The sequence below is a fragment of the Pseudomonas tremae genome (assembly GCF_023278125.1).
Classification (GTDB): domain Bacteria; phylum Pseudomonadota; class Gammaproteobacteria; order Pseudomonadales; family Pseudomonadaceae; genus Aquipseudomonas; species Aquipseudomonas tremae.
On the sequence record NZ_CP066270.1, the window covers coordinates 4,690,981 to 4,710,378 of the forward strand.

The 19,398-nt window shown below is 55.7% G+C and carries 16 protein-coding genes and 2 pseudogenes; 12 read left to right on the forward strand and 6 right to left on the reverse strand.

The window, feature by feature from the left end; translation table 11 throughout:
- Positions 1 to 220: 220 nt before the first annotated feature.
- From ureE to I9H09_RS21255, 5 genes are all read left to right on the forward strand, one after another.
- A complete protein-coding gene (gene ureE / locus I9H09_RS21235) occupies positions 221 to 721 on the forward strand; it encodes an urease accessory protein UreE (RefSeq protein WP_122347938.1) in 501 nt (166 codons plus the stop codon).
- Positions 718 to 1,392 (forward strand): urease accessory protein UreF, encoded by a 675-nt coding sequence (locus I9H09_RS21240; RefSeq protein WP_005888567.1) that lies wholly within the window; start codon positions 718 to 720, stop codon positions 1,390 to 1,392. The genes ureE and I9H09_RS21240 overlap by 4 nt, the downstream gene beginning before the upstream one ends.
- 21 nt (positions 1,393 to 1,413) lie before the next feature.
- Complete coding sequence (gene ureG, locus I9H09_RS21245; protein WP_005888565.1) at positions 1,414 to 2,028, forward strand: urease accessory protein UreG; 615 nt, start codon at positions 1,414 to 1,416, stop codon at positions 2,026 to 2,028.
- A gap of 26 nt (positions 2,029 to 2,054) precedes the next feature.
- On the forward strand, positions 2,055 to 2,627 hold the full coding sequence (locus I9H09_RS21250) for a HupE/UreJ family protein (RefSeq protein ID WP_005888563.1): 573 nt from the start codon (positions 2,055 to 2,057) through the stop codon (positions 2,625 to 2,627).
- A gap of 90 nt (positions 2,628 to 2,717) precedes the next feature.
- Complete coding sequence (locus tag I9H09_RS21255) at positions 2,718 to 3,932, forward strand: AGE family epimerase/isomerase (RefSeq protein WP_053931582.1); 1,215 nt, start codon at positions 2,718 to 2,720, stop codon at positions 3,930 to 3,932.
- On the opposite strand, the gene I9H09_RS21260 is transcribed toward I9H09_RS21255, so the two are convergent.
- From I9H09_RS21260 to I9H09_RS21285, 6 genes are all read right to left on the reverse strand, one after another.
- Positions 3,933 to 4,697: an SDR family oxidoreductase gene (locus I9H09_RS21260; RefSeq protein ID WP_005888557.1), complete on the reverse strand. Its 765-nt coding sequence runs from the start codon at positions 4,695 to 4,697 to the stop codon at positions 3,933 to 3,935.
- A gap of 719 nt (positions 4,698 to 5,416) precedes the next feature.
- Entirely contained in the window at positions 5,417 to 6,133 is a 717-nt protein-coding gene (locus I9H09_RS21265) for an ABC transporter ATP-binding protein (RefSeq protein ID WP_003317226.1), read from the reverse strand.
- Positions 6,130 to 7,005, reverse strand: coding sequence for an ABC transporter ATP-binding protein (locus I9H09_RS21270; protein ID WP_005888553.1), 876 nt, complete (start codon positions 7,003 to 7,005; stop codon positions 6,130 to 6,132). Before I9H09_RS21270 ends, I9H09_RS21265 begins: the two co-directional genes overlap by 4 nt.
- On the reverse strand, positions 7,002 to 8,315 hold the full coding sequence (gene livM / locus I9H09_RS21275; protein WP_005888552.1) for a high-affinity branched-chain amino acid ABC transporter permease LivM: 1,314 nt from the start codon (positions 8,313 to 8,315) through the stop codon (positions 7,002 to 7,004). Before livM ends, I9H09_RS21270 begins: the two co-directional genes overlap by 4 nt.
- A 2-nt stretch (positions 8,316 to 8,317) precedes the next feature.
- The gene (locus I9H09_RS21280) at positions 8,318 to 9,232 is read right to left on the reverse strand and encodes an ABC transporter permease subunit (protein ID WP_005888550.1); all 915 of its coding nucleotides are present in this window, start codon (positions 9,230 to 9,232) and stop codon (positions 8,318 to 8,320) included.
- 162 nt (positions 9,233 to 9,394) lie between these two features.
- Positions 9,395 to 10,531: a branched-chain amino acid ABC transporter substrate-binding protein gene (locus tag I9H09_RS21285; protein ID WP_122356036.1), complete on the reverse strand. Its 1,137-nt coding sequence runs from the start codon at positions 10,529 to 10,531 to the stop codon at positions 9,395 to 9,397.
- A 496-nt stretch (positions 10,532 to 11,027) separates the two neighbouring features.
- Here I9H09_RS21285 and I9H09_RS21290 point away from each other — a divergent pair, with 496 nt between their 5' ends.
- From I9H09_RS21290 to I9H09_RS21320, 7 genes and pseudogenes are all read left to right on the forward strand, one after another.
- Positions 11,028 to 11,933 (forward strand): LysR substrate-binding domain-containing protein, encoded by a 906-nt coding sequence (locus tag I9H09_RS21290; RefSeq protein ID WP_122347940.1) that lies wholly within the window; start codon positions 11,028 to 11,030, stop codon positions 11,931 to 11,933.
- 99 nt (positions 11,934 to 12,032) lie between these two features.
- Entirely contained in the window at positions 12,033 to 13,256 is a 1,224-nt protein-coding gene (gene pncB / locus I9H09_RS21295) for a nicotinate phosphoribosyltransferase (RefSeq protein WP_005888542.1), read from the forward strand.
- Between the two features lie 26 nt (positions 13,257 to 13,282).
- Positions 13,283 to 13,810 (forward strand): annotated as a pseudogene (gene nadE / locus I9H09_RS21300) (NAD(+) synthase); the annotation flags it as partial.
- A 489-nt stretch (positions 13,811 to 14,299) separates the two neighbouring features.
- Positions 14,300 to 15,462, forward strand: a protein-coding gene (locus I9H09_RS21305; RefSeq protein ID WP_122346372.1) for an IS3 family transposase whose coding sequence is annotated in 2 segments (ribosomal slippage) — positions 14,300 to 14,555 and positions 14,555 to 15,462 — 1,164 coding nt in all. Because the reading frame shifts where the segments join, the coding sequence is not laid out codon by codon here.
- 161 nt (positions 15,463 to 15,623) lie between these two features.
- Positions 15,624 to 17,105 carry a ComEC/Rec2 family competence protein gene (locus I9H09_RS21310; RefSeq protein ID WP_095067227.1) on the forward strand — a complete coding sequence of 494 codons (1,482 nt, stop codon included), beginning with the start codon at positions 15,624 to 15,626 and terminating at the stop codon, positions 17,103 to 17,105.
- An 80-nt stretch (positions 17,106 to 17,185) separates the two neighbouring features.
- Positions 17,186 to 17,391: pseudogene (locus tag I9H09_RS21315) on the forward strand (IS66 family transposase); the annotation flags it as partial.
- Positions 17,392 to 18,174: 783 nt separating this feature from the next.
- Positions 18,175 to 19,287, forward strand: coding sequence for a DUF2971 domain-containing protein (locus tag I9H09_RS21320; protein ID WP_095067228.1), 1,113 nt, complete (start codon positions 18,175 to 18,177; stop codon positions 19,285 to 19,287).
- Positions 19,288 to 19,398 lie beyond the last annotated feature (111 nt).

The following is a 19,398-nucleotide window of genomic DNA, read 5'->3' on the forward strand; positions in this document are numbered from 1 at the left end:
CACGTTCTAGCTTGAAACCGCTTTCGCAGGCTGGCCCATCATCCGGCGAAAAATTAATGCACCAAACTGAAGCAAACCCCTAAATTCGCACCACAATGAATCGCAGCCATGCTCGTGGAGCGCGTTTTCAGCCACGTCTTTCAGCCATTTCCTACACCTTGCTCTGTTGGCAAGCACCTTGCTCTGCTTTGAAGCATCGCAATTGGCTGGAAGCTATCTGATGCTGGTGATTCACACACGAATCGAACCTCAGGCCGAATGGGCCGCCGAACTGCATTTGAATTTCGAAGCGCGCAGCAAGAGCCGTTTGCGCTGCTTCAGTGCAGAAAACGAAGACGTCGGGCTGTTCCTGCAGCGCGGCCAGTCACCTTTGCGTGATGGCGAGTTTCTGCGGGCGGAGGACGGGCGCATCGTACGGGTCTGTGCGCGGCCCGAAAAACTGTTGCATGTCACCTGTAGCAGCACCTTCGAACTGACGCGCGCCGCCTACCATCTGGGTAACCGGCACGTCGCCTTGCAGGTCGGTGATGGCTGGCTGCGCTTGCTCGACGATTACGTGCTCAAGGCCATGCTTGATCAACTGGGCGCTACCACTGAAACCATCGAAGCGCCATTCCAGCCGGAACATGGCGCTTACGGCGGCGGTCACCACCACTTACGCGCCGGGGAAGAAGACTTCAATTACCCGCCGCGCATGCACCAGTTTGGCGTGCGCACGTGAACAGCGCCTGGGCGCTCTTGCGCCTGGCCAGTCCGCAGTTGCCGATTGGCGGTTACAGCTACTCGCAAGGACTGGAAATGGCGGTAGAGCAGGCCATTGTGGTGGACCCGCAGACTGCGGGGCGCTGGATCGGTGATCAGTTGCTGCTCAATCTTGCCCGTTTCGAGGCGCCTCTGTTGCTGGCTCATTGCGAGGCTGCGGTAGCCGACGACTGGGCGCAATTGCTGCAGGTCAGTGAGCAGCATCGCGCCAGCCGCGAGACTCGCGAACTTCATCTGGAAAGCCGTCAGATGGGCTATTCGCTGAAACAGTTGCTCAACGGGCTGCCCGAACTGGATCGCGATGCCCGCCACTTTCTGGAGCAGACCGTAGAGCCGCATCTCGCCCTGGGCTGGGCGCTCGCTGCACGTACTTGGCAGATCAACCCGCAGGACGCGCTGGCCGCGTGGCTCTGGAGCTGGCTGGAAAACCAGCTGGCAGTGCTGATGAAAACCTTGCCGCTTGGCCAGCAGGCCGCTCAACGCCTGACCAGCGAGCTATTGCCATTGCTGCAACAGGCTCAGGCAAATGCCACACACCAGGACATACATCATGTTGGCAGCGCAGCTTTTGGTCTGTCGCTCGCCAGCATGGCGCACGAACGTCAATACAGCCGGTTATTCCGGTCCTGATCAGCCTTTAAGGAGAATTCAATGAACAGCCAACCCCTGCGCGTCGGCATTGGTGGCCCGGTAGGTTCCGGCAAGACCGCACTGACCCTGGCGCTGTGCCTGGCCTTGCGTGATCGTTACAACCTGGCCGTCGTGACCAACGATATCTATACCCGTGAAGACGCCGACTTTCTGGTGCGCAACGAAGCACTGGCGCCCGAGCGCATCATCGGCGTTGAAACCGGTGGCTGCCCGCACACGGCGATTCGCGAAGACGCTTCGATCAATCTGGAAGCAGTCGATCAACTGAACAGGCGCTTCGAAGCTCTGGACATGATTATCGTCGAGTCCGGTGGCGACAACCTGTCAGCCACTTTCAGCCCCGAGCTTTCTGACCTGACGATCTACGTGATCGACGTGTCGGCGGGCGACAAGCTGCCACGCAAGGGCGGGCCAGGCATCTGCAAATCCGACCTGCTGGTGATCAACAAGATCGACCTCGCGCCGCTGGTAGGCGCTTCACTGGAGATGATGGACAGCGACACGCGCAAAATGCGTGGCGAGAAGCCGTTTGTCTTCAGCAACCAGAAAACCGGCCAGGGTCTGGAACAGATCATCGCCTTCATCGAGCGCCAGGGCTTGTTGACTGCCGCCTGAAATCACCTCTCTAAAGGAACCTGTTGATGAACTACACAAAAGCCTTTGGCGCACTTGCCCTGCTGCTGGCTCCGACCCTGGCCCTGGCTCACCCCGGCCACGGCGATAACGGTTTGATCGCCGGCATCAGCCATCCGCTCGGCGGGCTGGATCATTTACTGGCAATGCTTGCAGTCGGCCTGTGGGCCGCTCAGCAAAAAGGTGCGGCGCGCTGGGCACTGCCTTGTGCATTTGTCGGCACCATGTTGATCGGCGGCGTTCTGGGTTTCGAAGGTCTGAATCTGCCAGGGCTGGAAAGCGGCATTGCGGCTTCGGTGCTCGCATTGGGCCTGGCTGTCGCCCTGGCGGTTCGTCCGCCGCTGGCACTGGCGGTGGCTGCAACGGCACTGTTCGCAATGTTTCATGGCGTGGCGCATGGCCTTGAACTGCCTGAGATGTCCAGCCCTTGGGCCTATGCAGCCGGTTTCGTGGCGGCAACGGCAGCCTTGCATGCAGTGGGTTACGCCGTAGTGCGCGCACTGCCGCAAGCCGCCGCACCCTTGGTTCGCATCGCAGGCGCAGCCTCGGCAGCTACTGGCGTGTGGTTGCTGGCAGGCTGAATGTTCCAAGGAACACTTCAGCGCATTGAGGAACGAGAGGTACAGGCACACAGCGGCCTGAATGCTCATCCGCGCAGCAATCCTGATAACATGCTGCGCAACTCGACACTGCCGCGATGCCCGCCGATGCCTCTTGCTTCCAGCTCTGCCTCCACCCCCGAACTGAATCCGGTTTTCGCCGCCTTGCAGGCGCATTTCCTGCAAGTGGTCGTGCCGCTCTGGCAGGGGCCTGGCTGGAACGCGCAATTGGCATTGCCTTACGAAGCACTGGACGTCAACGAGCAGCCACTGCCACCGCAGCGTTATCGGGCGATGGCTTGTGCGCGCCAGCTGTTCCTGTTTTCCAGCCTGATCGGTCATCCCGAAGTGCCGGCGGCGCGCACCCGAGCCAGTGCGCTGTTTCGCTCTCTGCAACAACACTTTCATGATGCCGAGCATGGCGGCTGGTTCTACAGCATCGATCCGCAGGGCAAACCTCTGGATCGCCGCAAGGACCTCTACACACATGCCTTCATCATCTTTGCCTGTGCGCATTACTGGGCGAAGGTACAGGATCCGCTCGCCGAATCGGTGCTCAATGCAGCGCTCAATGTCGTAGCCGAGCGCTTTGCCGACGATGACGGGCTGTATGAAGCGCAACTCGATGAAGACTGGTCAAGACTGGGCACCGGGCCACTGCAGAACCCGCTGATGCACCTGGCAGAAGCCTTTCTGGCGACGCTGTCGGTGCGCGCCGATCCGGCAACCCAGTCGGCGATGGACGCGCTGGTTATCCACATGCAGCGCCGTTTCGTCGATACAGCGACCGGCGTAATGCTCGAAAAACCGCTGGGCGCTGTGGATAACTGGTACGAGCCAGGTCATCAGTTCGAATGGTTTTTTCTGCTGCAATCCTCGCCTGACCTGCACGATCGCGAACTGCACCAATCCATGACTCGGGCGTTCGCCTATGCAAAGGCACAAGGCGTTGATGCACATACCGGCGCTGTCACCGCCATGCTGACGCTGGACGGCACGGTACGCGATGCTACCCAGCGTATCTGGGCGCAAGCCGAATACCTGCGGGCAATGGCGCTGACGCCCGAGTGCGAGGCAGGGCTGGCCGACCAGTTACTGGCGTTCGAACAGCGCTTTCTGCACGCCAGGGGCTGGAACGAGTGCGTCGAGCCAGATGGCCGTGTCAGTCGCAGCGATATGCCATCGACCACGCCTTACCATCTGGCGACTTGTTACATCGGGTTGGCCGACTATATCGAGAATCGCTTCATCACCGCGTTCCCGCCGCCGACGCCCGCAGAGGGTTGATCAGCCGCGGTTGCGATCAATCGCGAAACCGGCCCAGGTCTGACTGACAGGCATCAGTTCCAGACTGTTGATGTTGACGTGCGCCGGCGTGTTCATAATCCAGAAAATCGTGTCGGCAATGTCTTGCGGCTGAATAGGCTCGGCACCCGCGTAGGTGGCGTCGTATTTGGCTTGGTCGCCACCGAAGCGCACCAGCGAAAACTCGCTCTCGCACAGCCCTGGCTCAAGGTTAGTCACCCGCACACCCGTACCGATCAGGTCGTTGCGCAGGTTCAGAGAGAACTGGCCGACGAAGGCCTTGGTGCCGCCATAGACGTTGCCGCCCGGATACGGATAGTTACCGGCCACCGAGCCCAGGTTGACGATGCTCGCACCGCGACCGTGCGCGATCAGGCGTGGCAGCAACAGGCGAGTGGTGTAGACCAGACCTTTGATGTTGGTGTCGATCATGGTGTCCCAGTCATCCAGATCGCACTTCGGCGCAGGATCGATCCCCAGCGCCAAACCGGCATTGTTGATCAGCCCCTGAATGGTGGCGAACTCTTCAGGCAAGTCTGCAATTGCACTCTCCATGGCCTTGCGGTCACGCACATCCAGCACCAGCGTATGCACTCTGGTTTGCTTCGACAGCTCGGCGCTCAAGGCATCCAGACGATCCTTGCGGCGGCCGGTCAATACCAGCGACCAGCCCGCCTCGGCAAACCGGCGAGCGCAGGCCTCACCAAAACCGGAAGTAGCGCCTGTGATGAATACCGTGGAAGTCATTTGGTTCTCCTGACATGGCGCAAAAAAAGCGCAGCCTGTTAATAAGTTATCCGCAGGGCAGCAGAATGCCTTTGTGCGGGACTGCGATGCAACAACCCGACGCATTTGTACAAAAAACAACCAGCAAGAGCAGAGCCATATGTTCCGGGCCTTGCAGCTAGTTTTGCCCACCTTATCCACAGTCAGACACACAATCTCTGGGGGCAAGTCAGTCCTGCTGAAAGTCCCGCCGTTCGGGGCCTCCAGCGTGTCGGGCAAAGTTTTTCCCTTGACTTTGATCAAGACTCGCCTGCGCGCCTAAAGCGTCAGAAAACCGTGATGGCCTGTAGCCCATACGCAGTAACGCTCAGCTCACTCTTTCCAATGCTTGTTCACAGACTTATCCACAGGGTTTGCATCGGAAAAAACTGTATGAACAACCAGCCTCAAAGCAGTTGACAACAGCCATTAAATTTTGGTCGAAATGCGCTGTACATAATTTAACCAGAGCGCTACAGGCCTTATGCATAAAGGGCTCCAGCTAAATACTCCCAAGTTATTAACAGCCGGTTCCACAGTAATTCTGAACAAGTCGAAACTGTGACAAAACAACCGTTTGCAGCGGTTTTATGTCGCATCCGGAGAGGTCGTCAGAAATGTTTTCCACAATCGAAAAGAATGACGCCCCGAATGTTTCGACATTCGGGGCGTTCGCGAGAAACGGCAGCGTTTTGACGAACTCAGTGCCCGCCCAGATAGGCGTTCCTGACCTCTTCATTTACAAGCAATTCCTTGCCCGTACCGGAGAGACGAATTTCGCCATTGACCATCACATAGGCACGATCAGACAGCTTCAGCGCATGGTTGGCGTTCTGCTCGACCAAAAAGATGGTCATGCCTGTGGCCGCCAACTCGCGCAGGGTCGAGAAGATCTGTTTGACGATGATAGGCGCCAGACCCAGGCTTGGCTCATCAAGCAGCAACAGCTTTGGCCGGCTCATCAGCGCTCGGGCAATGGCGAGCATCTGCTGCTCGCCACCGGACATGGTCATGGCGCGCTGGTTGCGGCGCTCCTTGAGCCTTGGAAACAACTCGAACATGCGCTGCATGTCTTCGGCCGAGTGCTTGTCGCCGATCGGAATGGTGCCCATCATCAGGTTTTCCTCGACCGACATGTCGGGAAATACACGTCGCCCTTCTGGTGACTGCGCGATGCCGTTGGAGGCGATGTAGTGCGAGGACTTCTGGGTGATGTCAGTGCCCTGATAGATGATCTGCCCACTGGCGGCGCGCGGCTGCCCAAAGATCGACATCAACAGCGTTGACTTGCCCGCGCCGTTGGAGCCGATCAGGCTCACCGTTTCGCCTTCGTTGATGTGCAGCGAGACCTTCTTGAGGGCTTGAATCGGCCCGTAAAACACATCGATCTCTTTCAGTTCGAGGATCGGCTTGCTCATACCAGCTCCTCTTCATCGGCGCCCAGGTACGCAGCGATCACTTTAGGGTCGTTGCGGATCTGTTCCGGCCCGCCCATGGCAATAACGTTGCCGTGGTCGAGCACCACAATATCGTCGGAAATACCCATGACCATGCCCATGTCATGCTCGATCAGCACGATGGTCATGTCGTGTTCGTCGCGCAGCAGACGGATCATGCCGCTCAGTGCTTCGGTTTCCTGCGGGTTGAGACCGGCGGCCGGCTCATCCAGGCAGATCACCTGCGGCCGCGTACACATGGCACGGGCGATTTCCAGACGGCGTTGCTGGCCGTAGGACAGCTCGCCCGCCAGGCGGTTGGCGCAATCCACCAGATCGACCACTTCCAGCCAGTAGAACGCCGTATCAAGCGCGTCCTCTTCGGCCTTGCGATAGCCTTTGGTGTTGAGGATCCCGCTGATCAGGCTGCGGTTGACCCACATGTGCTGGGCAACCAGCAAATTCTCGACCACCGACATTTCCTTGAACAGACGAATGTTCTGGAAGGTGCGCGCCAGCCCTGCCCGGTTGACCAGGTGAGTGCCACCGAACATTTTGTAGTACACCCGGCTGAGGAAGCTTTTCGGCGAAATAAAATCAGTGGCCTTGAACGGCTCGCCCAGCAACCTGATCACATCGGTGGTCTTGCCGCGGGTGTGCAGCTCGATGCGCCCGCCAGTGGCCTTGTAGAAACCGGTCAGGCAGTTGAAGACTGTGGTCTTGCCAGCGCCGTTGGGGCCGATCAGGGCGAAGATCGAGTTGCGCCGCACCTTGAGGCTGACGTCGCTGAGGGCCTTGATGCCGCCAAAGTGCATCATCAGGTGCTCTACAGAAAGAATCACTTCATTGCTCATCGTGCGCCTCCTTCTGTCACCAGTGCGCCCTTGCGTGGCTTGACGCCGGTGCGGCTGATGCGGATCAGCCCGCGTGGTCGCCAGATCATCATCAGCACCATCAGAATGCCGAACAGCAGCACCCGATACTCGGAGAAGCTGCGCAGCAGTTCAGGCGCAACGGTCAGCACGAACGCGGCAATCACCACGCCGATGGTAGAGCCCATACCGCCCAGCACAACGATGGCCAGAATCAGCGCCGACTCGAAGAAGGTGAACGAGGTCGGGTTGACGAAGCCTTGGTAGCTGGCGAAAAACACGCCCGCAAGCCCCGCTGTCGAAGCACCTATGGTAAACGCCGAGAGCTTGACCAGAACGTGATTGAGCCCCATCGAACGACAGGCGATCTCATCCTCGCGCAACGCTTCCCAGGCACGTCCGATCGGCATGCGGGTCAGGCGATGCTTGATGAACAGAACCGCCAGCACGACCAGAAACAGCACGGTATAGATGAAGATGAATTTCAGGTCCGGGTTGTAATCGAAGCCGAAATATTCATGGATGGGGATCCCGCCGTCCTTGGCACGACGACCGAACTCCAGGCCAAAGAAGGTTGGCGACGGCACCGGCACCCCGTTCGGACCGCCGGTGAACGACAGCCAGTTGTTCAGTACCAGACGAATGATTTCGCCGAAACCGAGCGTCACGATGGCCAGATAGTCGCCATGCATGCGCAATACCGGGAAGCCGAGAATGCACCCGGCAAGCGCCGCCGCGATCGCTGCCAGCGGCAACGCCGACCAGAAACCCAGGCCCAGATACTGATAGCCGAGCGCCAGACCATAGGCACCGATGGCGTAGAACGCGACGTAACCCAGATCGAGCAACCCCGCCAGACCGACCACGATATTCAGCCCAAGGCCAAGCAGCACGTAGATCAGGCCAAGGATTACAACCGTCAGGATGTATTTGTTGGCGAAGATCGGAAACACGATAGCAATGACGATCAGCAGCGGAATGATCCAGTACAGGCTGGACTTGTGATCGGGCTTGAGCACATGCACGCCAGAATCCGAGCTTTCAAAGCTCTGAGACAGGCGTATGCCCTTGGGCGTCTGCAGAAAAAGACTGATCAGAAAACGCCCGACCATGACCACAGCCACCAGCCAGGCCACGCGCGTGGGCTGCAGGTTGAAGCTGTAACCGTCGAGCACGATGCCGACAATAGGACCGAACACGATCAGCGCCAGCAGTCCGGCGATCACGGCATCGATCAGGCTTTTTTTGATTTCAACAGGTTTGGTGACAGGACCAGCAACGGAAGCGGACATACTTATACCTTCGCCACGAGTGGGCGACCCAGCAGGCCTTGAGGACGGAAAATCAGGATCAATACCAACAGGCCGAAACTGAACACGTCTTTGTAATCGGAGTTGACCAAGCCGGAGAACTGCGACTCGGCAACCCCCAGAATCAGTCCACCCAGCATGGCGCCCGGCAGCGACCCGATCCCGCCCAGTACCGCGGCGGTGAACGCCTTTATACCGATGATGAAGCCTGCGTAGAAATCGAAAGTGCCGTAGTTCATGGTGATCAACACACCGGCCAGTGCAGCCATGGCAGCGCCAATGATGAACACGTAGGAAATCACCCGATCGGTGTTGATCCCGAGGATCGACGCCATCTTGCGGTCCTGCTGTGTAGCGCGGCACATGCGGCCCAGCTTGGTGTACTTGATGATGTAGGTCAGTACGCCCATGCCGACGAAAGCGGCAATGAGGATGAAGATCTTGGTGTAGGTGATCTGCACAAAACCGCTGCCGATCTCGATGCGCCAGGCGCCCTCAAGCAATGTCGGCACGCCTTGCTGGCGAGCCCCCTGACTGATCTGCGCGTAGTTCTGCAGAATCAGGGAAATACCGATGGCACTGATCAGCGGTGCCAGGCGGGTCGAGTTACGCAGTGGCTTGTAAGCCACGCGCTCGATGACGAACCCATATACCCCGGTGACCACGATGGTAAAAACCAGGGTGCCAAGAATCAGGAATGGAAAGGATTCCACGCCGAAGAAAGACAGGACCGCAAGGCCGATGGCGGCCAGGTAGGCGGAAATCATGTAAACGTCGCCGTGGGCGAAGTTGATCATGCCGATGATGCCGTAGACCATCGTATAGCCGATGGCGATGAGGCCATAGACAGACCCCAGAGTGAGTCCGTTGACCATTTGTTGCAGGAAAATCCCATCCATCACGCACGCTCACACACTGAAAGGCAGTTCAGCACCCTGCCGGTCGTTCCCTCGTGAGGCGCGACCAGCAGGTCCGAAAACAACAACAGAGATGCAGGCGCGCTCATGGGCGCGCCCATCACCGCATCAGCGCCTGGGAGGCAGGGCTGACAGGGGGTTATCTCACTTCTGTTTTTCGAGTTGCTTGTATTTGCCGTTGGCGTCCCACTGATACACCACATAGTCGGAGACTTTCAGGTCGCCCTTCGCATCCCAGGCTTTTTCGCCCATAACGGTCTTGACCGGGTTGGCCTTGAGCCACTTGGCAGCCTCTTCGCCCTTGTTGGACTTGGCGCCATTGAAGCCGGCCGCCAGGGCCTGCACGGAAGCGTAAGCGTACAGCGTGTAGCCTTCAGGCTCGTAACCGGCCTTGCGGAACTGGTCAACAACTGCCTTGCTGTCCGGCAATGCGCGCGGGTCGGCACCAAAGGTCATGTACACGCCATCAACGTACTGCGCACCGCCAGCGGTGGTGGCCAGTTCGTCAGTCACGACGCCATCGTCAGACATGAACTTGACGTCCTTCAGCCCCTGCTCACGCATTTGGCGAACCAATGGGCCAGCTTCAGGGTGCAGGCCGCCGAAGTACACGACATCAGCGCCAACCGAACGAATCTTTGTGACCAAGGCGCTGAAATCTTTCTCACCACGGGTCAGGCCTTCCTCGAGTATCGGCTTGACGCCGCGCGCTGTCAGTTGCTTGGCCGTTGCATCGGCAAGGCCCTTGCCGTAAGTGTCCTTGTCGTTGATGACCGCGATTTTCTTGCCCTTGAGCACGTCGACGATGTAGTCGCCAGCGACGATGCCCTGCTGGTCATCACGGCCGCACATGCGGAACATCTCTTTCATACCGCGCTCGGTCACTGTCGGGTTGGTCGAGCCAGGCGTGATGGCAATCACACCCGCATCGCTGTAGACCTCGGAAGCCGGAATGGTCGACGACGAGCAGAAATGCCCGACCACACCAATCACTTTGTCCTGATCCACCAGACGGTTGGCAATTGCCACGGCCTGCTTCGGCTCGCAGGCATCATCGCCCGCCACCAGCACGATTTTCTCCCCGTTCACACCACCTGCCGCGTTGATCGCATCGGCCGCTGCCTGCGCGCCTTTCATATATTGCTCGCCAAACGATGCATTCGCGCCGGTCATGGGACCTGCGACGCCGATTTTCACATCCGCCTGTGCAAACGAAGACACGCCCAATGCAGTTGCCACTGCGATTGCCAGAAAGCCTTTCCTGTAAAACGTATGCGACATGAGTGGTGCTCCTGAGGATATTTTTTTAATGGGCACTGCGATTACGTGATTGCCTGGGTACGGGTTGCTCGATTACAGAGTTGCCTAGAGCAAGGCCCGTGCCATCGCTTTTTTCATTATGAGAATTGTCGTGTTTATCTTTTCATTCAATGACCTGATCGTCGTGCGCTGTGGTTGTGCAACCAAAAAAAACGCATAAAGGTGCAACTCTTCCCGATGAAAGAGCAACCAACCCCCCTTCAGAGTGCAACCCGCATTACACCCACAGGGCAACCCACTTGTAACATTACACGTCACCGAATTGCACACGCCCGGTGCGCGAACGCTACGAGACGCACCAATTGAGGTTAGTGGATTTGGCAGGAAATGCCGTGGGCCATACCTGCCCCTTATTGCTAACCAACAAGCGTCTGGCCGACAAACGACGTTCCAGCGGGATATCATTCCGATTACTCATATTGCTCATGCACGCTCGCGGGAACACAGAGAAGTCACCATGCTGAATAAACGCCACTTGCCCTCGATAGCCGCACTGCAATGCTTTGAGGCGGTGACCCGGCATTTGAGCTTCACCCGCGCCGCCGAAGAACTCAACCTGACCCAGAGCGCCGTCAGCAAACAGGTCGCGCAGCTCGAAGAGCTGGTCCAGCATCTGCTGTTTCAGCGCGTGCGACGTCGCCTGCAACTGACCCCGGCGGGTGCGCTGTATTTGGCGGAAGTGCGCAAGATTCTGACCCAGATAGAGATGTCCACTCACTTCCTGCGCTCCTATGGTGGCGAAACCGAAGTGCTGCGGGTCTCGACACCCTCGACGTTCGGCGCCCGCTGGCTGGTGCCGCGACTGAAGGGCTGGCGCTTGCGTCATCCGCACATTCACCTGGACCTGATCAACGAGCAAGAGGCTGACGACCTGATCAAGGGCCGTTGCGATGTGTCGTTCTACTTCGGCCAGGCTGCCATTCCCGGCGCCGAAAGTGTGAAGCTGTTTGGCGAAGAACTGGTGCCGGTCTGCGCACCTGAAAGTCTGCCGGACGAGCCATTCAGCGATCCGACCCAATTGAGCACACTGGTTTTACTGCAGAACGCCTTCCGCCCGAGGGCTTGGCACGAATGGTTCGAAAGTCAGGGGTATCAGACTGACCACAGCTATCACGGGCCGCGCTTTGAAACCTTCTATATGTGCATTCGTGCTGCGCAGGTCGGCTGCGGTGTCGCGCTGCTGCCGCGTTTTCTGGTCGAGGAGGAACTGGCCGAAGGCAAACTGGTGATTCCCCGGGACTACAGATTGCCCAGCACTAACAGCGCCTATTACCTGTCCTATCCGGAACACACTGCCGACGTGCCCAAAATCCGGGTTTTTCTGCAGTGGATGCTGGAACAGTTGGATCAACCGCCACATTAAAGGCGACAATGCACACCCATCCGGCCGTGAGCTTTCCGTGGTGACAGACAGGAAGTCGCGGGCCCGACATTATCCGGCTGCTCTGGAGAGCCCGATTCAATGAGCGAGAGCGCCTTTTCAAATCGCATCGTGCAAAGTCTGCTCGATACTGATTTCTACAAGCTGACCATGATGCAGGCTGTCCTGCATAACTACCCGAACGTGGACGTCGAGTGGGAGTTTCGCTGCCGCAATGGTGAAGATCTGCGTCCTTATCTGGACGAGATCAAGCACCAGATCGAGTTGCTGTGCGAGCTGTCTCTTACCCCTGAGCATCTGGGCTTTCTGGAACGCATCACGTTCCTGAAGCCGGACTTTCTCAGGTTTCTAGGGCTGTTCCGCTTCAATACCCGCTATGTCAAAACCAGCATCGAGGACGGTGAGCTGTGCATTCGTCTGCACGGGCCGTGGCTGCACGTCATCCTGTTCGAAGTGCCGTTGCTGGCGATTGTCAGTGAGGTCAGGAACCGCCACCGCTACCCGGACACCTTGCTCAGTCAGGCTCGGGATCGTCTCTATGAAAAATTCGACTGGCTGAACAGTAACGCCACGCCGGATGAGCTGGCCGAATTGAAAGTGGCGGATTTCGGCACCCGCAGGCGGTTTTCCTACCGCGTTCAGGAAGAAATCCTCGGCGTACTGAAAAAGGATTTCCCGGGGCAGTTCGTCGGCACCAGCAATGTGCATCTGGCACGCCAACTTGATCTGAAGCCGCTCGGCACAATGGCGCATGAATGGATCATGGCTCACCAGCAACTGGGGCCGCGCCTGATCGACAGTCAGATCGCCGCGCTCGATTGCTGGGTGCGCGAGTATCGAGGCCTGTTGGGCATCGCGCTGACGGATTGCATCACCACGGATGCTTTCCTGAATGACTTCGACCTGTACTTCGCCAAGCTCTTCGACGGTTTGCGCCATGATTCGGGAGACCCAGTGAAGTGGGCCGAAAAATGCATCTCGCATTACCAGAAACTGGGCATCGACCCGATGAGCAAGACACTGGTGTTTTCCGACGGACTGAACCTGCCCAAGTCTCTGGAGATTTTTCGGGCGCTGCGCGGGCGCATCAATGTCAGCTTTGGCATCGGCACCAACCTGACGGCTGATATCCCAGGCATAGCGCCCATGAACATGGTGCTGAAGATGACCGCCTGTGCAGGTCAGGCGGTAGCGAAAATTTCCGACGAGCCCGGCAAGACACAGTGCAAGGACCCGAATTTTGTCGCTTACATGCGGCATGTGTTCAAGGTCCCCAGCTTGCCGACGCCTGAAAAACCCGCTTGAATTATCCCACTGACGAGGAGTGAATCATGCACGCCGTACAGCGCCAGATTGCTGACCAGCTTAATGTCCAGCCACCTTTCGCGGACCAGAACGCACTGCAGGCCGAAGTGGCCCGCCGCGTCGACTTCATCAAAGAATGCGTGCAGAACGCAAGGCTGAAAACGCTGGTGCTGGGCATCAGCGGCGGTGTCGACTCACTGACTGCCGGCCTGCTTGCCCAGCGCGCGATCAAGGAGTTGCGTGAAAGCACCGGTGACAACGGCTATCGCTTCATCGCCGTGCGCCTGCCTTATGTCGTGCAGGCAGACGAGCATGAAGCCCAGGCATCTGTGGATTTCATCGAGCCGGACGAGCGCCATACCATCAACATCGGCTCCAGCGTCAAGGCACTGGCTGCCGAAGTGAAAGCAGCGTTCGACGGGCTGCCGGCCAGCGCTGTGGATTTTGTGCTCGGCAATACCAAGGCGCGTATGCGCATGGTTGCCCAGTACACCGTGGCGGGGGCTTATCAGGGGCTGGTGATAGGCACAGACCATGCGGCGGAAGCTGTCATATCTTCCCCCCTACACTAAACTGCACAACCACCTCTAAACCCCCCGTCTCAGAGGCTTCCTAAGAACTTACAATCAGAGGATACTGAACATCAGTAGCTGTGAAACTGATATGGATGCAGTAAGAAATGAAGGTGGTAGCAGTTCGACGCAAAGAGCTAGACCTCACTGAATCGGTCTTGGCCCATGGCCCATTCCGAGAGCGATTCCTCGCTCAGCCTGAATCCATAGAGCCGCTAGTGAAGGTAACAGGCAGTGCTCTGTTCGCTGACGATGAGCGCCTTCTCCCTTTAGTGTCGTCCTACCTCAACCGACATTACAGAAACACCATCCTCGCAGACCCAACCGTCCTTTCATACGGTCGACGAATTTCCTACCTCCTGACGTACTTGAATGCTAAGCCCGAGTACAGGACATGTGATCGTGATGTAGTGGTCTAATGATTCCGGACACTCATTTAGGCGAGAATATCGCCAGATATAGAGGTGTCTGATGACCAAGCAACGCCGTACCTTCTCCGCTGAATTCAAACGTGAGGCCGCAGGCCTCGTGCTCGATCAAGGTTATAGCCATGTCGAAGCTTCTCGCTCGCTTGGAGTGGTCGAGTCTGCGCTGCGTCGCTGGGTTAGCCAGCTCCAGCAGGAGCGCAATGGCGTGACGCCTCAGAGCAAAGCCCTGACGCCCGAGCAGCAGAAAATTCAGGAGCTGGAAGCGCGCATCGCTCGTCTTGAGCGGGAGAAATCCATTTTAAAAAAGGCTACCGCGCTCTTGATGTCGGAAGAACACGAGCGCTTGCGCTGATCGATCAGCTAGGTGCCCATGAGCCGATCGAATTGCTGTGCGAGATGTTCGAGACACCTCGCTCGTGCTACTACGACCATTGCCAGCGGCGTCGGGCTCCAGACACCGAGCGGGTTCGTTTACTCAGTCGAGTCAATGAGCTGTTCGGGCAAAGTCGAAGCGCTGCTGGCAGCCGCAGTATCGTTTCGGTATTGCAGGAAGATGGCGAGCAAATTGGCCGGTTCAAGGTACGTGGCCTGATGCGGGAACTGGGATTAATCAGCAAGCAACCTGGCTCTCATGCTTATAAAAAAGCAACAGTGGAGAGGCCTGACATTCCGAACATTTTGAATCGGCAGTTCGATGTACCCGCGCCCAATCAGGTTTGGTGTGGCGACATCACCTACATCTGGGCGCAAGGAAAATGGCATTACCTGGCGGTGGTTATGGATCTTTATGCGCGTCGGGTGGTGGGCTGGGCGTTTTCAAACAAACCGGACACGGACTTGGTCATCAAGGCGCTGGACATGGCTTATGAGCAACGCGGCAAGCCTCAGGGCCTGCTGTTTCACTCAGATCAGGGCTCCCAATATGGGAGCCGACAGTTTCGCCAGCGGCTTTGGCGATACCGCATGCGCCAGAGCATGAGTCGCCGAGGTAATTGCTACGACAACTCGCCGATGGAGCGTGTATTCCGCAGCTTGAAAACCGAGTGGATACCCGCCGTGGGCTACATGACGGCCCAAGAGGCACAGCGGGATATCAGTCATTATCTGATGCATCGCTACAACTGGGTTCGGCCACACCAGTTCAATAATGGACTGGCACCCGCTCAGTACGAGAAAAAACTTAACGTCGTGTCCGGGATCAGTTGACCACTACAACTTGGAAGATTCCTGATGCGGCTTCGCATGACAGACACGGACATTGGCTGTCCTATTGACCCCTTCTTGGTTCGCTCTTATTGTCTGCCATCATCTCGGATAAGCATGCAGCGGCCCAATGAGCATCTACACCAATTTCAGGTAGGGAAACCATGGAAGTAGCAGCTAGCCAATTTTTTCACCCAGTGGGGCATGGCACTTTTCTTACTGGTGTAGCATGGTCTCCTACTGGTGAAGCCTCCTTCACTTGGGCTTATGACTGTGGGTCGAAACGAAGAACTCTGACTAGTGCAGCTATCCGCGACCTGTCTGAATCTGGCCGCTACCTCATCGAAAGCAAGACCAAAAGATTCGATTTATTGGTTCTGTCACACTTCGACGACGACCACGTCAACGGTGTGGAGCTATTTCTAGAGACTTGGTCTGTAAAGTGGCTGGCGCTCCCCTTCCTTGATCTCCCCGCCAGGCTAGCTCAGGCAGCCGGCTTGGTCGGTGGCCCATGCTCAGACTCAACTGCACTCTTTCAAATCGCACCTACCAAGTGGCTCGCATCACGCGGGCTGAGCCAGCAGGTTGAAACAATTTTGCAGGTGAATGGCGGCCCTCCCCCCGATGACCAAGGAAATCCGGATGAGATACCGGGCGAACCTAGACCGTTCCCCAAAGAGGGGGACAACGTGGAGGGAGACGGAGAATACCGCCCGATTTTGGAGCGCTATCGGCCGCTCAGCAATGGTAAATCCACCGACCTAAATGAGAAAGTGCAGCCAAGCACGGCCCCGAGCAACGCCGATGATCATGCAATGGCAACGCTCAGCCATTCGACGCCGTTCAGCGCAGTGGGGGGTGGCATCGAGTTCATGTTTTACAACTCCGACCAGCCGGATGTAAGTGTCGTCAATAGCAAGGGTGAGCGAGCCGCTCGTCGCTCTAAAGTAGCCTTGACGCAAGTCGAGGTGGAGATAGAAGACATAGTCAAGCGTTATAGAATTGGCGTGCCCGGAGGGAAGCCCAAACCAAATTGGCGAGAAGAGCTGCGAAAAATTTACGACAGACATTTCGGCTCTTCAGGGATTGCTCGCAACAACATATCGCTTTGCCTGATGAGCCGCCTTGTCACTTTCTCTGAAGACCTATGTGCCAGATGTTCGAGAAATGGGCAACCAAGATGTGTATGCGTTTCGGCCTCACTGATGCTCGGCGACTTGAAAGTCGATTCTGCCACCTCCAGCTCGATGCGGAGACATTTCGGCGAGCATCGCTGGATCCGGCTAGCTGCCGTACAGGTACCTCACCATGGTTCTCAGCACTCTTGGGAAATTGGATCAGCCTCTACGTTCGATGCACAGATGTATGTGCAGTGTGTACCGGATGTTTCCCCGTATCATCCACATAAAACTGTAGAAGTGGACCTCGCAAGCGATGTTGTAAAAACAGCCAATTATCAAAAAGGCGTACATCTACTGATGGTTGGGGGCACGAGCCTCGGCGTACATTTCAAGCATGAAGAGGTTTTCAGACATCCCCACTATGGGAGCTGGCCATGGCATTGGCATTGGCCTAGGAACCGGTACTTAATCTGGGATTACGTTCGCTGGTTACTCGGAATTCGAGTTTCCCCGCCCACTTCTTGATTAGGTGCATGCCCCTTGGATGGGGCTATTCTTGTGCTACAAGTTGAAGGATCAATTGAATGCCGACCACTGAGCTTGGGAACAGTAAGCTGGTGTGCGATGACTTTGCTGGCTACAACGCCGGACTCGAGAAAGGCATGACCGAAACCGGCTGCATGACCCAGGTTTTTCGATCTGCACGTGCCGAGTTAAAGCCGGTTGGCCGAACAGGCGCTGCACTCGATTGGCGGTTTATTCGAGTTGAACACAAGGGCGAGACATGAGCGACGATGATCGTTGGCGGATATGACAAAAAAAGCAGCCCCATTTGAGTGACTGCATGGACTTAACCACCCATTTGCACTCGACTTGACCAGTGCACATGATCTCCATGACCGGCTGGAGTCGGCCTAGCTACCCCTTAAGAGTCGCCGAGGAGAGCTGATTTGATAGAGGAATCACAACCGTCTGGAAATCCTTGCTGATGCAGAAAGCGTTCTGTATGTGCGTCTCGGACTGTCCCTAGTGCAGGAGTCAAACTCGCGGGCTGGCCGCACACTCACTGTCGACAGATTGATGGCACAGGGCTACCAGCTCAAAATTTGTGCTTATAAGGATAAAAACCGAGGAAAACATCAGAAGGGGTGAGGGCCAAATCCCAACTTATCGCGATGTTTGATAACAGCTTATTGGGAGTTCAGCCCAACATTTTAAAATTAAAACTGCGACACTAAATAAAGGTTTGAGCTTTGAAAAATCAAAGCAGGAAAATTGAAATATTTCTCAAAGACGGATTTTTTGTTGGCTCAATCACAGCATCAGACGTCGACACGATCTTAAATGCCATTGAAGGGCATTCAACACCCTCATCGTTGACATTGGAAAAGGAAGCGAAAATGATTGAAGGCAACTACTATGAAATCACATCTAATCTCATAGTACGGCTGGACGAGACGCGAACCCAATTCTTACATAAAGAACAGATAATTCTTTATATAAAAGGAATCAATCTTTTCTGAAAACTTCAACCCAACCAGTCAAGGTTTAATATTTTTTTATAGCTAAGAACACCACCATTAAAGAGTTTTTCATGCCTATTTTTAAATATTACAGACCGAATATATATTTTGAAAAATCGATTCGCTACAACGAGTTGTATTTCTCAGCAAATCATGAGCTAAACGATCCTAACGACCTTAAAGCCACCTACTATTTTGAAGACAGCCCTTCTCTCTGGAAAAATTTACTATCGCTTAAACCAATCAGTCCCGCATGGAATATCCTTCACCACATATCCGCACATGACGAACTATTAATAAATGAGCTTAACACTTTATTCAAAAACGTAACAGTGGACTCATTGACCGGTTCGATACGAGAAATAATCCAAAGCAGAGAACCTGACTTGAAGGATTTATTTGAGCGCTCGATCATTGACAGTCCCGCATCAAACGAATCTGATTTCGCAGAGCAGTCATCGAAAAAAAATCGCGTCGATTGGTGCGTTCTTATAATTACAGAACTTCTTGCTAGGGCAGTAAACCATCAGCTCTATAGTGTTTCGTTCTCAAAGAGCGCTCTTGACCCAATGATGTGGGCCCATTATGCCGATGGTTTCAAAGGCTGCGTGGTGATATATGGCGGACTTGAAGGACCTACTATAAAGCTAAGACACCATCTGATGTCAGACCAAGCGGACATTTACCCGTTGCGTGAGGTCAAGTACATAGATTCGGATAAACATATTCCTATCCTTGAGTGTGCAACGGAAGGCAAGACCAAAGTGGAGGAGGCTTTTTTACAAAAAAACTCATTTTGGTGCTACGAACAAGAACTAAGGCTATTCACGAGTGAGGAAATTCAGACTCACTGGATGGCTGCGTCTGACAAAAAACCAGAAAACCCCAAGCAGAGAATTTTGTACCATGGCACAAATTTTATAAGCGGTATAATATTTGGCCCCAGAGTAAGCGAGGATTACGAGCGCCATATAAAAACGATTATTGCAAGCAACAGGGAGTATGCAGATGAAAAAATGCCTTTCTATTCTTTCAACACCACTCTTAACCCGCACGGCCGACTAGAGGTAAGCTCCGCCTCAAAAATTATTGATAGCAGTCTAGGCAGAATGATCATTGAAAACGAGGAAAGAGAAAAGTTGCTTCTAGCTTTCGGCATTACTAAACCAACGCATGACCACTAAACACACAGCAAGCACATGAAAAAACTTAACATCCCGAGCTTAAGGCAGTACATATAGCGACCAATAGAGCTGTAAGTACTGCCAGCCACGCAGCCGTGCTAGGGCAAGAAC